Source organism: Mesorhizobium sp. M0040 (genome assembly GCF_040323505.1).
Lineage (GTDB): Bacteria > Pseudomonadota > Alphaproteobacteria > Rhizobiales > Rhizobiaceae > Mesorhizobium.
Genome location: NZ_JAMYVA010000003.1, coordinates 265639 through 280476 on the forward strand (window position 1 = coordinate 265639; position 14838 = coordinate 280476).

12 protein-coding genes are annotated in these 14838 nt (G+C 63.0%); 5 read left to right on the forward strand and 7 right to left on the reverse strand.

Annotation, left to right across the window (positions count from 1 at the left end):
- Positions 1–74 precede the first annotated feature (74 nt).
- The 6 genes from NKJ91_RS04580 to NKJ91_RS04605 form a co-directional block, all read right to left on the reverse strand.
- A complete protein-coding gene (locus NKJ91_RS04580) occupies positions 75–923 on the reverse strand; it encodes a DUF1194 domain-containing protein (protein WP_352454623.1) in 849 nt (282 codons plus the stop codon).
- A 100-nt stretch (positions 924–1023) separates the two neighbouring features.
- Complete coding sequence (locus NKJ91_RS04585; RefSeq protein ID WP_352454665.1) at positions 1024–1593, reverse strand: site-2 protease family protein; 570 nt, start codon at positions 1591–1593, stop codon at positions 1024–1026.
- Positions 1533–1985, reverse strand: coding sequence for a zinc metalloprotease (locus tag NKJ91_RS04590; protein WP_352454625.1), 453 nt, complete (start codon positions 1983–1985; stop codon positions 1533–1535). Before NKJ91_RS04590 ends, NKJ91_RS04585 begins: the two co-directional genes overlap by 61 nt.
- Positions 1986–1992: 7 nt before the next feature.
- The gene (locus tag NKJ91_RS04595; protein WP_352454626.1) at positions 1993–4554 is read right to left on the reverse strand and encodes a GcvT family protein; all 2562 of its coding nucleotides are present in this window, start codon (positions 4552–4554) and stop codon (positions 1993–1995) included.
- 268 nt (positions 4555–4822) lie between these two features.
- Positions 4823–5086: a hypothetical protein gene (locus NKJ91_RS04600; protein ID WP_023676533.1), complete on the reverse strand. Its 264-nt coding sequence runs from the start codon at positions 5084–5086 to the stop codon at positions 4823–4825.
- Between the two features lie 156 nt (positions 5087–5242).
- Positions 5243–7732, reverse strand: coding sequence for a mechanosensitive ion channel family protein (locus NKJ91_RS04605; RefSeq protein ID WP_352454627.1), 2490 nt, complete (start codon positions 7730–7732; stop codon positions 5243–5245).
- A 250-nt stretch (positions 7733–7982) separates the two neighbouring features.
- On the opposite strand from NKJ91_RS04605, the gene NKJ91_RS04610 reads away from it, so the two are divergent.
- The 4 genes from NKJ91_RS04610 to NKJ91_RS04625 all read left to right on the forward strand — a co-directional run bounded on the left by NKJ91_RS04610 (position 7983) and on the right by NKJ91_RS04625 (position 13182).
- Positions 7983–9242, forward strand: a complete 1260-nt coding sequence (locus NKJ91_RS04610) for a sarcosine oxidase subunit beta (RefSeq protein ID WP_352454628.1) — start codon at positions 7983–7985, stop codon at positions 9240–9242.
- Positions 9243–9312: 70 nt separating this feature from the next.
- Positions 9313–9609, forward strand: a complete 297-nt coding sequence (locus tag NKJ91_RS04615; RefSeq protein ID WP_023676536.1) for a sarcosine oxidase subunit delta — start codon at positions 9313–9315, stop codon at positions 9607–9609.
- The gene (locus NKJ91_RS04620) at positions 9606–12602 is read left to right on the forward strand and encodes a sarcosine oxidase subunit alpha (protein ID WP_352454629.1); all 2997 of its coding nucleotides are present in this window, start codon (positions 9606–9608) and stop codon (positions 12600–12602) included. The genes NKJ91_RS04615 and NKJ91_RS04620 overlap by 4 nt, the downstream gene beginning before the upstream one ends.
- Entirely contained in the window at positions 12595–13182 is a 588-nt protein-coding gene (locus NKJ91_RS04625) for a sarcosine oxidase subunit gamma (RefSeq protein ID WP_352454630.1), read from the forward strand. Before NKJ91_RS04620 ends, NKJ91_RS04625 begins: the two co-directional genes overlap by 8 nt.
- Before the next feature lie 19 nt (positions 13183–13201).
- Here the strand turns inward: NKJ91_RS04625 and NKJ91_RS04630 are convergent, their stop codons facing one another.
- Positions 13202–13900: a nitroreductase gene (locus tag NKJ91_RS04630; RefSeq protein ID WP_352452121.1), complete on the reverse strand. Its 699-nt coding sequence runs from the start codon at positions 13898–13900 to the stop codon at positions 13202–13204.
- Positions 13901–14170: 270 nt separating this feature from the next.
- On the opposite strand from NKJ91_RS04630, the gene NKJ91_RS04635 reads away from it, so the two are divergent.
- On the forward strand, positions 14171–14764 hold the full coding sequence (locus NKJ91_RS04635) for a helix-turn-helix domain-containing protein (protein ID WP_352454631.1): 594 nt from the start codon (positions 14171–14173) through the stop codon (positions 14762–14764).
- The last annotated feature ends 74 nt before the right edge of the window (positions 14765–14838 follow it).

The following is a 14838-nucleotide window of genomic DNA, read 5'->3' on the forward strand; positions in this document are numbered from 1 at the left end:
ACAGACGCCCGCAGGCTTGTCAATGAAGCAGATGCTGCACTGCGGTATGTCACTATCGACAGCAAACTCCGCCATCAGCGGCTGTCGTACATCCAGCTGCGGTCGCGCCACATTTTTTCGCCGACCAGGCAGTCGGTGACGGGGATGTCCTGTGCCAGCACCAATGGCGGATGCGCCGCCTCTTCCGCCGCTCGCTGCGGCGAGGCCGGACCGGCAAGCTCCAGCACCAGCTTGCGGCGGATGGCCTCCGGAAACTGCGTCCAGTCATTGACCGGGATCATGAAGGAGCCCGGCCCGCCGATGACGCAGTCGCTGTAGTAGCGGTCGAGATTGTTGACATCGTAAGCGCTGCTGAACCCGCCCCTGGTCATCAGCGGCAGGCCGTTGACGGTGATGCCTTGCTTGATCACGGCGTCGCGGGTGATATCGACAGGTGCGCCCTGGTTGTTGGGGCCGTCACCCGAAATGTCGATCACCCGCTTGACGCCCTGGAAGCCGCTTTCAGCAAAGAGATCGCTGGCGAATTCCAGCGCGCCGGAGATCGAGGTGCGCCTGGCACTGGCCGGCGGATGAGCGGAAAGCTGCGCTGCCAGCCGCTCGGCGTCGGCACGATTGGCGATCACCGTCCACGGCACGACGACCTGCTGCCAGGTCGCGCCAGCCCATTCGACATAGGTGACGGCAATCTTGCCATGAGCGCCTTCGCCGATTGCCTGCAGGACATCGTCATGCGTCAGCGCCGCCGCATAGCCATGACGCTGGATTTCGAGCTCGTCCGGCGACATGGACAGCGAAACGTCGACTGCCAGCACCAGTTCGACGTCGACCGGCTCGGCGGCGCGGGAGTTTGCAGTCAGCCATAGCACCGACGCCAGCGCGGCGGCACCCGAGACGAGATGTCTTGCACGGGCAAAACCAGACATGCCGCACGGTAAGCGAAAATCGCCGATCGACAAAGAGAAAAGCCCGGTGGAGACCCGGGCTCATTCGGTCACATTTTTGCGAACCGCCGGAAAACGAATTTCATTGGTGGATGCGGTGCCCGCCCCGTCCCCGCCACTCCACGGCCTTCTCGACATCCGTCTCGGAGGATGGGTCCGGCTTCGGTTTTCTAGCACCGACCCCGCGCGCTGCCCTCCAGTTCGGCTTGAATGACGGCGGAAGCCACAACAGAATACCTGCAACCGCGGCAGGCAAGATGATCGCAAAACGCAGAATTGAAAGTACGATGCCGCAGATGCCGACGATCTGCGCGGCCCGGCGGACGCCGAAGCGTCTCAGGAACAAATGTCTTGCAATCACGCCGCCATCCAGATCGTAGGCGGGCAGGATGTTGAGAATGATAAGTGACACGTTCAACAATGCGCCAATCCAAAGCGTCCATTCCAGAGGACCGGCCGACCTTGACGGCAGCCACCCGAATGGCCTTTCGGGCGCAACTGGATGAGTTCTCCAAAAACCAGATAATAGGCCGCATCGAAAAACGCGGCGAGCGCGACGTTCGCCAGGGGACCCGCTATCGCAATCCGCGCCTAGGCAGGCGATGGCGCTGCGGCGCGTTTGAAACGCGTGAGCCCGCCGAAGAGATTTAATTCTATCCTGTCAGTGGCGACGCCTTGTCGGCGTCCGATCCAGGCGTGTGCCAGTTCGTCCAGAAATATCGACGCAAACAGAAGCGCTGCAAAGATAGAGGTATGGATCAGTGCATCCTTGGGTCGGCTCGCCCACTCGTTCAGGAAGGGCAGCACAATGGGAATTGCGAAGGTCCAGCTGACGCGAACCGGGATATTCCGGTTCAGCTGAAACACAAGCGCATCGTTTTTTCTGTCCCAGCCGATCCGCCGCAAAGGCACCCCCCAATCGCAGCGCGACGGTAAGCGAGAATCATCGCTCCACAAAGCGAAAAGCCCGACGATGAATCGGGCTTCTGCATTCAGGTCCTGCTGGCACTGCTCGGCTTGCCTGTGTGGAGAATCGGCAGGCAAGCAACGCTTAGCTGCGCGGATTGAGGTTCTCCGGGTCGTAGAGCGGCCTGTAGCCGACGGCGGCCACTTCGACCGGGTACTTCTCGCCGAAATATTCGACGCTCAGCTTGCGGCCCTCCTGGCAATACGCCCAGGGCAGGTGGGCGAGCGCGATGTTCTTGCCGAGGGTCGGACCATAGGCCACCGAGGTCGTGAAGGAGCGGCGGCCGAGCTCGTCGACGAGCGTCTCACCGGTTTGCGGGTCCATCACCGGCATCGTGCCAACCGGATAGCGGGGAACACCATTCGAATCTGTATTGTCCGTCATGATAAGCGTGCAAAGCATGGCCGGCTGATGCACCCGGGCGCGATATTGCAGATGCTTTGCCTTGCCGCAGAAATCGGCCTCCTTGACTTTCGGACGGGCAAGGTCGGCTTCCAGCAGATTGTATTCGGTCAAGAGGTCCGCGTTTTGCAGGCGCAGGCTCTTCTCCATGCGGCGGCTGTTGGCATAGGTCTCGACGCCAAAGGCCATCACGCCGGTCGACCGCAGCGCGTCCCAGACAGCCAGGCCGTCCTCGTAGCGCATATGCAGTTCCCAGCCTTGCTCGCCGACATAGGAGATGCGGAAGGCGGTCACGTCCTTGCCGGCGATCCTGACGGGCTTGATCGCGGCAAAGGGAAAATTCTCAGGCGTCAGTCCGTCGGGGTTTTCCACGACCTTGCCCAATGTTGCCCGCGCGTTCGGACCCCAGATGCCGACGGTCACATATCTCTCGGTCACATCGGTGACGGTAACGTCGAAGCCTTTGTCCTCTGCCGTCCGGCGCATGTACTGGAAGTCGCGCGGCCCGGCATCAGCGCCGTCGATGACGCGGCAGCGGTCGGCCATGCGGATGACGGTCAGGTCGGCGCGCACCATGCCTTCCTCGTCGAGGAAATGGGTATAGATGCCCTTGCCGATATTGCCGTCACCGCCGATCTTTGCCGCGCACAGCCATTCCATCAGCGCGACATGGTCCGGGCCTTCCACGTCGTACATGGCGAAATGCGACAGGTTGACGATGCCGCAATCCTCGCTCATCGCGAGATGCTCGGCGTTCGAGACGCGCCAGAAGTGGCGGTTATCCCATTCGTTTTGGCGCACCGGCACCCGGTTGCCGTATTTCTCGAGCAGATGCTCGTTGGCGGCGTAGCCGTGGGCGCGCTCCCAGCCGCCGAGCTCCATGAAATAGCCGCCGAGTTCCTTTTCGCGCTCCCAGAAGGGCGAGCGGCGGACATTGCGGGCCTTGGAGAAGGGTTCGCGCGGATGGACAGCCGGGTTGTAGACCTTCATCGCCGTTTCGGTGCAGCGGTCCCAGATGAACTGCTCTTTCGTCTGGTGCGGATAGAAGCGCGAATAGTCGATGGCGTGGTGGTCGATCGCCGTGCGGCCGTCCGTCATCCAGTCGGCGATGAGCTTGCCCATGCCGGGGCCGTCCTTGACCCAGATCGCAACGGCATACCATAGGCCCCTGACCTTCTGGCTTTCGCCCATCGAGGGGCCGCCGTCCGCCGTCACCTGCAGCAGGCCGTTGAAGGAATGGCTCTCATTGTAGCCCAGCTCGCCCAGGATCGGCGTCAGTTCCATGGCGCGCTCGAGCGGCGCCAGGATTTGTTCCATGTCGAGATCGCGTTGCGACGGCGAAAGCCGCGCCTCGTTTTTCTCGAGAATATCGCGCGGATGGCAAAGGCGCGGATTGGTCTCTTCGTAATAACCCCATTCGATCTGCCCGCCTTCGGCGGTCTTGGGGTCGCCGGTATCGCGCATGTAAGCCGAGTTGCCCTGGTCGCGCAGCAGCGGCCAGCCGATCTCCTTGCCGGTGCCGGCGAACTCAGTGTACGGCCCGAAGAAGGTAAGCGGATGGTCAATCGGCATGACCGGCAGGTCCTCGCCCGCCATTTCCGCGATCAGCCGTCCCCAGATGCCGGTGCAGACCACAACATAGTCGGCCTCGATGGTGCCGCGGTCGGTCACCACGCCCTTGATGCGGCCGTTCTCGATGACGAGCGACCTGGCCGACGTATTGGCAAACGCCCTGAGTTTGCCGGAAGCTTCCGCCTGGTCGACAAGCTTGCCGGCGACGGTCTGCGAGCGCGGGATGACGAGGCCGGCGTCGGGATCCCACAGGCCGCCCTGTACCATCTGTTCTTCGATCAGCGGGAATTTTTCCTTGATCTCGGCGGGATCGATCAGGCGGGCGCGTGTGCCGAAGGCCTTCGCCGAGGCGATCTTGCGCTTGATCTCCGCCATGCGGGCGTCGTCGCCGACGCGGGCGACCTCGAGGCCGCCGATGCGCGCGTAGTGACCCATCTTTTCGTAGAAATCGATGGAATAGAGCGTCGTCCAGCACGACAGGAAATCATGGCTGGTCGTGTAGCAGAAGTCGGAAGCGTGTGCCGTCGAGCCGATATCGGTCGGGATGCCTGATTTGTCGATGCCGACAATATCGTCCCATCCTCGCTCGATCAGGTGATGGGCGACCGATGCGCCGACGATGCCGCCCAGCCCGACGATGACGACCTTCGCCTTTTCCGGAAACCCTGCCATTGCCCGCGACTCCAAGATGCTATTGCGAGCAGACTATAGGGCGGCGCGGCGCCGCGCTTGCAGCCTGTTTGCGACATCGCCAAAAAAGCCCGCGCCACCAGCCCGTCGAATGCAGTTAGACCTACGCCTTCGCCCTGCTTGGTACGAAGGCGCTGCTAGAGCCCGTCCTGCGCAGCTTCGAAGAAAAGTGCATACCTTCATCGCCGATTACCGGAAGCAAATAAAAGGCCGGGCGTTTGCCCGGCCTTCAAAAATCATGGCGTCGACTTTACTTGATGCGCGCGACGCCGCCCGAGATCTCAATCGTCTCCGAACCGGTCAGCGCCTCGAGGTCGCCATTCGGCAAGGTAACAAAACAGCCGCTCGGGCAAAATTCCACGGTTTCGCCAGCGGCCAGCGCCAACTCGGTCTTGCCGCCGCCTTCCGTCACGATCAGCGTGCGGGTCTCGGCGTCCTTGTTGACCGCGCTGGCGGCATGGGCCGAACCGCCCACGGCCAGAAAAGCGATGGCGGCGACGAGAGACTTCCACATTTTGCAGTATCGGTGTTGCCACCGCCTCTGTTGCATTTCGCAAGGCATTCTCGCCGTTTGCAGGTGAGCTTATATGCAATGCAAGCTGAACGGCAACTGAATGCCGCATTCATGCCGCAATTGGTTTCCGAAGGCTTGAGGGCAAGCTCCAATCAGCTAGTCAGGATCGGGCTTCCGTACCTTGCGTCCCGACTTGGCGAGACGTTTCGCCTCGACCGCCGCTAGGGCTTTTGCTTGTTCCCGCTCGGCGAATTCGACTTCGATCTTGTCGTCGTCGATCGGCCACGCTTCGTGCTTTTTGGTCTCGACGACGGCGCGCGGTGTCGACGGAATTTCGATATGCTGGTCGGCGAACACATCGAAGATGGCAAAGCGGATGTCGTTCTGGACGATATTGCCACTAAGAACGTCTGCCAGGAATACGCGGATCTCGAATTCGAGCGCGGCCGGGCCGAAATTGGAAAACAGCACGAAGGGTTCGGGGTTTTTCAGCACCAGCGGATGACTGCGCGCGATCTCCAACAGGACGCCATGCACGTGCTTGATGTCGCTGCCATAGGCGACGCCGACCTTGATATCGATGCGGCCGAGCTTGTTGCGGTGCGTCCAGTTCCCGACCGCATTGTTGATCAGGTTTGAATTGGGCAGGATCACCGACTGCCGCTGGAACGTTTCGATCTCGGTGGCGCGCACGCTGATCTTCTTGACCGTGCCGCTGATGTCACCGGCGACGATCCAGTCGCCGACCTTGAACGGCCGCTCGGCCAAAAGGATCAGGCCCGAGACGAAGTTGGAGACGACATTCTGCAGGCCAAAGCCGATGCCGAGAGACAGGGCGCCTGCGACCAACGCGAGATTGGAGAGGTCGATACCGGCCGCCGAGATGCCGACCAGTGCCGCGACCGCGACGCCGGCATAGCCGACCGCCAGCCGGATCGAATTGCGCACACCGGTGTCGACCCGGCCGCGCGCCATCACCGAACCGTCGAGCCAGCCCTGGAACCAGCGCGTCAGGAAATAGCCGATGATGAAGACGACGACGCCGGTGAGGATGCCGGTGACCGAGATCGTCACCGAGCCTATGGTGAGGCCCGTCGCCAATTTGTAGGCCCAGGCCTGGATGTCGCCGGGCTGGAAGCCCCACATCAACAGGATCAGCGGCAGGAACACCAGCACGATCATGATGTTTATGGCGGCGCTGACTACAAGCCCGAGCTGGTCGAGCGCGGTCTCTTCGTAGCTTGAATTGGCCGCTAGCCAGCGCCCGATCGAAGTGTTGGCGAAACCACCTTCCATGCCGATCGCCCGCGCCGACAGGAAGCCGATATAGGCGGTGACCAGGATAGTGCCGGTAACCACGACCTGCACCGAGACGAAAATAGCAAGGCCGATAAAGCCGAGCAGCGCCGACGCTATGGTGAATAGCCCTAGCGCGACGGCGGTGTAGCGCAGCCATGCCGGCCACGGGCGCCAGCTCCCGTCGGCAGCCTTGAACGGCTTCAGCAGCCCCATCAGGATCAGGATGACGCCGACGCTGATGGTGGCGACAAAGCTTCTGGCGATGGTCAGCGATAGCGGCGAGCCCATCTTGTCGTTGACGACCGACAGGAAATAATTGATGCCGATGGCGACGGCCATGGCAGTCGTCAGCCGCACCAGCCAGCGCGCCGGGCCGGTTTCGACAGGGATCAGACGCCAGTTCGGCAATTGCGGTTCCAGCGCCGCATTGGTCAGCCGGTTGACGCAGAACACCACCGCGATAACGGCAACCAGCGAATTCAGGAAGATGCCGATGTCGCCGCGCAAGACATTGTAATAATTGAAGAAGAAGACCGTCGAGATAAGGAAGGCGCCAACCGCCAGCGACGGCAGCAATGTCGACCAGAACGCCACCGACAGGCGGCTGAGATAGGATGGATCTTCGACGGAAGAATCGGCTTCGAAGACGCGGCCGAACAGGCGCCGCCCGCCGACAAAAAGCACAGCGGCCAGCGCAAGCGCCATCAACGTCGCGGCAAGAATTGCCTGGAACTTGAACTTGAAGGCGAAGCTCAGCCAGGACGATACCGCCTTGTAGAAACTGGTAAATTCGTCATTGGCGTCGGAAAAGACCTCCGGGCTCAATGCATCGGACAGCACGTAGCGCTTGGTGAGCTGATTGCGGAACAGCTCGCTGCGCATGTTGCCGATCTTCTCGATCAGCCCGCTGATGCGGATCGACAGGTTCTGCGCGCTGGCAATGACGGCGTTAATCTCGGCTTTTTCGGAAGCCAGCGCCTGGCGTTCGCCGGTCACGATGTCGGGCTCGGCCGGCTGGCCCGCGGCCGGCGGAGGTCCCAGCGTCTCGATCCGATCGTTGATATCGCCGAGACGCGAGCGGAATGCCAGTGCGCTGGTGAGCGCCGCCCGCGACAGATCCTCCAATTGCAGACGGATTTCCACGAGGGTGGCATCGTCTTGGCCGTCCTGCTGTATCTTCTTCTCGAGACCGTCGGTTTTGGCCGTCAGGCTCTGGATGACCTTCTGCTGGTCTGTAACCAGCCCGGCGGCACCCTGCCCGAGCGCCTGCGCCATCGCGTCGAACGACGGCGGCGCCAAGACAACAAGCGCAGCGATCAGGACCAGGCGGAGTAAGCGAAAGAACATGATTTTTCTGGCGACTCGCGGACGGCAGCGGCAGTTTTGAAGCACGTCCTTGATAAAGACGCTCATATCACGGGGCAAGTCATGCCAGGCGGCTCGTTTTCGAAGTCCGCCAATCGAAGTCGGCCAATCCAATCGAAGTCGGCCAATCCAGTCGAAGTCGGGGAGTCGAAAAGCGATGGCGCAATCTTGGCTTTGCGTTGGCGGCCTGCTCTATAGTCTGCCGCAAAGCCTGAAATGGATGACAATAAGAATGGCGGAATATTCGGCCTTTTCGCTTCTCAAGAACGCGCTGACCGGAAACAAGGACTGGAGGCCGGCCTGGCGCAAGCCCGACCCGAAGGCGTCCTACGACGTGATCGTCATCGGCGGCGGCGGCCATGGCCTGTCGACCGCCTACTACCTAGCCAAGGAGCACGGCATCACCAATGTCGCGGTGCTGGAGAAGGGCTGGCTCGGTTCCGGCAATGTCGGCCGCAACACCACGGCGGTCCGTTCCAACTATCTCCTGCCGGCCAACACGCGCTTTTACGAGCATTCGATGAAACTGTGGGAGAACCTGGCCCATGACCTCAACTACAACGTCATGTTCTCGCAGCGCGGCTGCCTGAACCTCGCCCACACACCTGCTCAGCTCGACGACTATGCCCGGCGCGGAAACGCCATGCGCCATCTCGGCGTTGACGCCGAACTGATGACCACGGCCGAAATCGCGCGCCTGGTGCCGGCGCTCGACGTCTCAGCCACCGCGCGTTTCCCGAGCGTCGGTGGCCTGATGCAGCGGCGCGCCGGCACCGCCCGCCACGACGCCGTCGCCTGGGGCTATGCGCGCGGCGCAGATCGCCGCGGCGTCGACATCATCGAAAATTGCGAGGTCACCGGCTTCCTGCGCGACGGCGACCGCATCACCGGCGTCACGACAACGCGCGGCGAAATCCGCGCAAAAAAGGTAGCGGTCGCGGTTGCCGGCAGCACCGGGCGGGTCATGCGGCTTGCCGGCATCGAGACGATGCCGATCGAGAGCCACGTGCTGCAGGCCTTCGTCACGGAATCGCTAAAACCGTTCATCGATACGGTCCTGACCTTCGGCATGGGCCATTTCTACATGTCGCAATCGGACAAGGGCGGCCTTGTCTATGGCGGCGATCTCGACGGCTACAACAGCTACGCCCAACGCGGCAGCCTGCCGATCGTCGATGAGGTGATGAGCGAGATGCTGGCGCTGTTCCCTGGGCTGGCCCGTGTCCGCATGCTGCGCTCATGGGGCGGCGTCTGCGACATGTCGATGGACGGCTCGCCAATCATCACCACCGGTCCGCTGCCGGGCATGTATCTCAACTGCGGCTGGTGCTATGGCGGCTTCAAGGCGACGCCGGCTTCCGGCTGGTGCTTTGCCTGGACCATTGCCAAGGACGAGCCGCACGGTCTCAACGCGGCCTTCACGCTCGACCGCTTCTACCGTGGCCTGGTGATCGACGACAAGGGCCAGGGCGCCACGCCCCGGCTGCATTAGGCCATGATCCCGAAAAGTGGAAACCGGTTTTCGGACAAGATCATGGTCAAACGAGAAGTTTAAGAGATCCATGCTCATCACCTGCCCCTATTGCGGCCCGCGCGACGTGATCGAATTCACCTATCAGGGCGACGGCAATCGCCAGCGCCCACAGCCCGCCTCGCAGAACCTCGACGCCTGGAACGCCTATGTCTACGACCGGCTTAATCCAGCCGGCGACCACAATGAGATCTGGCAGCATTCCGGCGGCTGCCGCGCCCATCTCCGGGTCGTGCGCAACACGCTGACGCACGAGATCTCCAGCACCGCGTTCGCGCGCGGCGACCACAACTCGGTTGCGCGGCACCGGGCCGAGGACAAGCCATGAGCCCGCGCCGTACAGAGGCCGGGGGCCGCATCGACCGGCTGCGGACCATCCGTTTCACCTTCGACGGCGCGCCTTATACCGGCCATGCCGGCGACACGCTGGCTTCGGCGCTGCTGGCCAACGGCGTCACCCTGTTTGGGCGTTCGTTCAAATATCACCGCCCGCGCGGCGTGCTGACCGCCAGCGTCGAGGAACCGAACGCGCTGGTCACAGTGTTGAGGGGCGAGGTTCGCGAGCCGAACATCCCCGCCACAATGGTCGAGATTTATGACGGGCTGGTCGCAATCAGCCAGAACCGCTTCCCTTCGCTTGCCTGGGACGTCAGTGCCGTGAACCAACTCGGCGGCAAGCTTTTGTCGGCCGGCTTCTACTACAAGACCTTCATGGGACCGGTGATCGGTCCGCTGAAGGGCACTCGCTTCTGGATGTTCTGTGAGCATTTCATCCGCCGTGCCGCCGGCCTGGGCAAGGCAGGCACGGCTCCCGATACGGCGCGCTACGAACGCATGAACGCGTTTTGCGATGTGCTGGTAGTCGGCTCCGGCCCGGCGGGGCTGATGGCCGCCAGGGCGGCTGCCGATCAGGGTGCACGCGTCATCCTGGCCGAGCTCGAGCCGCATTTCGGCGGCTCGGCCAATTGGTCGGGCGAGACGATCGATGGCATGCCGGCCGCCGACTGGGCAGCGCGCGCCGCTGGCCAGCTCGAAGGCCGTGACAATGTCCGCCTGCTGCCGCGCACCACCGTCTGGGGCTATTATGACGGCAACACGCTTGCCGCGCTCGAACGTGTCACCGACCACAAGGAAACGCCCGGCAAGGGCGAATCGCGCCATCGCTATTGGACGATCCGCGCCAAGTCGGTGGTGCTGGCCACCGGCTCCCTGGAGCGTCCGCTGGTCTTTCCGGGCAACGATCGGCCAGGCGTAATGCTGGCGCATGCTGCCGAGCGCTATGCCATTGAATATGGCGTGCTGCCGGGCGACAGGGTCGCGCTGTTCACCAACAATGACAGCGCCTACCGCTCCGCGCTTGCGCTGAAGAAGGCCGGCGCCGTGGTCGTCGCCATCGTCGACGTGCGCCCAGAACTTTCGAGCGAAATGCGCAAGCTGGCCGGCGAAGCGGAGGCCGAGATCCTTTCTGGCCACGCGGTGATCGCCACCGAGGGCGGCAAGGCGCTTTCCGGCTTCAAGGTGCAGCGCTTCGACATGGTCAACGGCGCGCTTTCCGGCGATGCGCGCAGCATCCACGCCGATTGCCTATTGATGTCGGGCGGCTGGTCGCCGACCATTCATCTGGCCAGCCAGGCCGGAGCCAAAGCGGAATGGAACGAAGCATTGCAAGCGTTCCTGCCGCCCAAGCCGACGACACGGCAATGGATCGGCGCCGGCGCCTTCACCGGCAGTTTCTCCACCGCCGAGGCGATCGCCGAAGGCCGCGCCGCCGGTCTTTCCGCAGCGGGCGCAACCGCCACGCCGGCGGCCTTGCCTGCCGTCGAGGCAGCACCTGGCGATCCCGATCCGGCGCCGGTGTTCGAGATCAAGGCCGAAGGAAAGAGCTTCGTCGACTTCCAGCATGACGTGACGGCGGATGACGTGCGGCTGGCGCATCGCGAAGGCTTCGTCTCGGTCGAGCATCTGAAGCGCTACACCACGCTCGGCATGGCAACCGACCAGGGCAAGAGCTCCAACATACCCGGCCTGGCCATCATGGCCGAGGCGCTCGGCAAGCCGATCCCAGAGGTCGGTACGACGCGCTTTCGCCCGCCCTTTTCGGCGGTGTCGATCGGCTCGCTAGCCGCCGAACGCTTCGGCGATCTGAAGCCCGAGCGGCTGACGCCGATGCATGACTGGCACGTCGCCAACGGCGCCACCATGTATTCCGCCGGCCTGTGGTATCGGCCGATGATCTACGGCCATCCCGGCGAGACGATCGAGCAGGCCTATGTGCGCGAAGCGAGAGCCACGCGCGAGAGCGCCGGCATCGTCGATGTCTCGACATTGGGCAAGATCGCGGTGCAAGGCCCCGACGCGGCGGAATTCCTCGACCGCGTATACACCAACATGTTTTCGACGCTGGCCGTCGGCAAGGCGCGCTACGGGCTGATGCTGCGCGAGGACGGTCTCGCCTTTGACGACGGCACCACGTGGCGCCTCGGCGAGCAGGATTTCCTGATGACCACCACCACCGCCAATGCCGGCAAGGTGATGCAGCATCTGGAATATTTCCTCGACGTGATCTGGCCGGCGCTGAAGGTCCACGTCACCTCGGTGACCGACCAATGGGCCGGTGCCGCCATCGGCGGGCCGAAGGCAAGGCAGATACTGGCTGCTTGCGTCAGCGGCACCGCCGTCGACAATGCCGCCCTGCCCTTCATGGGCATCGTCCACGGCGAAATCGCCGGCGTGCCGGTGATGATCTGCCGGCTGTCCTTCTCCGGCGAAATGGCCTTCGAGGTCTACTCCGGCGCCGGCTACGGCACCCATGTCTGGGAGGCGCTGATCGAAGCCGGCAAGCCGTTCGGGCTGGTGACCTACGGGCTGGAGGCGCTGGGCACCATGCGCATCGAGAAAGGCCACGTCACCGGTGCCGAGATCGACGGCCGTACCACGGCACGCGACCTGCATCTCGACTGGATGCTGTCGAAGAAGAAGCCGTTCATCGGTTCGGCGATGATGGACCGCGAGGGGCTGATCGCGCCCGACCGCCTGGAACTCGTCGGTATTGTTTCGCTCGACAACCAGCCGCTCAATGGCGGCGCACACATCGTCGAGGAGCTTGACGAAGCCAATCCGCACGGCTCGCTTGGCCACATCACCGCCTGCTGCTATTCGCCGGCGCTGGGCAAATATATCGCGCTTGCCCTGGTCAAGGGCGGCAAGGCGCGGCGAGGCTCGCGTGCCTACGTTTCCGACCCGTTGCGCAACCGGTTCGGGCCGGTCGAGATCGTCTCCAACCATTTCTTCGATCCGGACGGGAGCCGCATGCATGGTTGAACGCCAATCACCGCTTGAGCCGGTGCTGCATCCGGGCTCGCATGGCAATTTCGAGCATGGTGTCGAAATCATCCTCTCCGAAACCAGGCCGGGTTCGATCCTGCAGCTCGCCGCCTGGCCCGGCGAGGAGAAGAAGTTGATGGCCGGCATCCATGCGGTCACCGGCCTGGCTTTGCCCGACGGCGCCGGTGGCGGTGTGACGAACGGCGCCAGGTCGGTGTTCGGCTTTGCGCCGGGAAAGTTCACTGTGGTCGATGAAGCCGAGGGATTGGCGCCGGCCTTTGCCGATGTCGTCACTTCGGCCATCGGTACGGTGACCGACCTTTCGCACGGCCGCACCGCGATCCGTATCGCCGGGCCGAAGGCCGAGTGGGTGCTGGCGAAATTCTTCGCCATCGACTTCGCGCTGCCGGCCTTCCCGATCGGCGCCGGCCGCTCGACCATGCATCACGACATCTTCGCGCAGATCCAGCGCACCGGCGCCGATCAGTTCGACATCTATGTGTTCCGTTCGTTTGCCCGCTCGTTCTGGAAAGCGCTCTGCCATGCGAGCGAGGAAGTCGGCTACGAAGTGCAGTAGAGCCGGACGGCGCTTCACGTCACTCCGCGAACGTCACCCACTCTTCCAGCGGCGCGCGGTCGGTGCGGAAGGCATTTTCGGGCTTGGACGTATCCTCATGGCCGAGCGCCATGCCGCAGACGACGATCTCCTCGTCGGGAATGTTGAGCACCGGCCTGATCTGCCGGTGATAGGGCGCGAAGGCAGCTTGCGGACAGGTGTGCAGGCCCCTGCCCCGCGCGGCGACCATGATGTTTTGCAGGAACATGCCGTAGTCGATCCACGACCCCTTGTTCAGCCGCCGGTCGACGGTGAAGATCATGCCGACCGGCGCGTCGAAGAAGACGAAGTTGCGGTCGTGCTGCGCACGCATCCTGTCGACCTCGCGCCGGCCGATGCCGAGCACGCCGTAGAGGCCGAAGCCGTTGGCCCGCCGTCGCGTCAGATAGGGTTCGAAGAACTGGTCGGGATAGTAGCGGTACTCGTCCCACTCGGCCTTTTCGGCGCGGATGCCCGAGCTGAGGATGGCGTCGGTGATGCGCTGCTTGACCTCGCCCTTGGTCACATAGACTTTCCAGGGTTGCATATTGGTGCCTGAGGGCGCGCGCGCGGCAACGGCGAGAATATCGCGGATGGTCTCGTCGTCGACCATATCGGGCAAGAAGGCGCGTACCGACCGCCGCGAGGTGATCGCGTCATCGACGATCGCCGCCGCAATCCGGGAGTTGTTTTCCAGCATGGGCCGTCCTTTTGCGTATGATCCCGAACCCGATTTTCCGGAAGGATCATGCGCCGACTAGAAGTGATGGAGCATCCTTGCGCGTCTTTTTGAACGCCCGATAGCCTACCCGCCTCGACCGGACGCCCCACTCGCCGCTCGTGCGCCGAGCCTTTGCCCGAACCGTCAAAATGGCGCAAGTAAATCTTGTGGTTGCGTGAAAATCCTCTTGATTTTTTCATGAACCCGCCATCAAATGAAATTTGCTGGGAATTTTTCACCGAGACAGGGATGACTTTGCCCTCCACCGCCGCCAGATCGGAACAGGACAGCGGCGAACGGCTGCTGGCCGGCGACATTCGCGCGTTGCGCAAGGCGCGCGGCTTGAAGCTTGCTGAAATCGCACTGAAGCTCGGCCGTTCCGTCGGCTGGGTCAGCCAGGTCGAGCGCGGTCTGTCGGTCCCGTCGCTCGGCGATCTCAGGGCCTTCGCCGAATTGTTCGGCGTGCCGGTCAGCCTGTTCTTCAGCCATGACGTGCCTGTCGAGACCGAGCGCGGCGTGGTCGTGCGCGCCGGCAACCGGCGCACGCTTGGCACAAGCGATTCCGGCCTGGTGGAGGAGCTTCTGTCGCCCGATCTCGGCGGTAGCTTCGAGATGCTGCGTTCGGTCTTCGCTCCGGGTGCCGAGATGAAGGCCGAGGCGCGCCGGCCGACCGAGGAAGCCGGCTACGTCGCTTCGGGCAGTTTCGACATCGAAATTGCTGGCATCTGGCACCGGCTTGGCGAAGGCGACTCCTTCCGCTTCGACGGCAAGCCGTTCCGCTGGCGCAATCCTGGAGCCGAGCCGGCTGTCGTCATCTGGGTGGTTTCGCCGCCTGTCTATTGAACGAATGCATGTCGCCCAAAAGTGCGTGGCGGTTTTGGGACAACGACATGCATCAAAACAAATAGTCGGAGAAG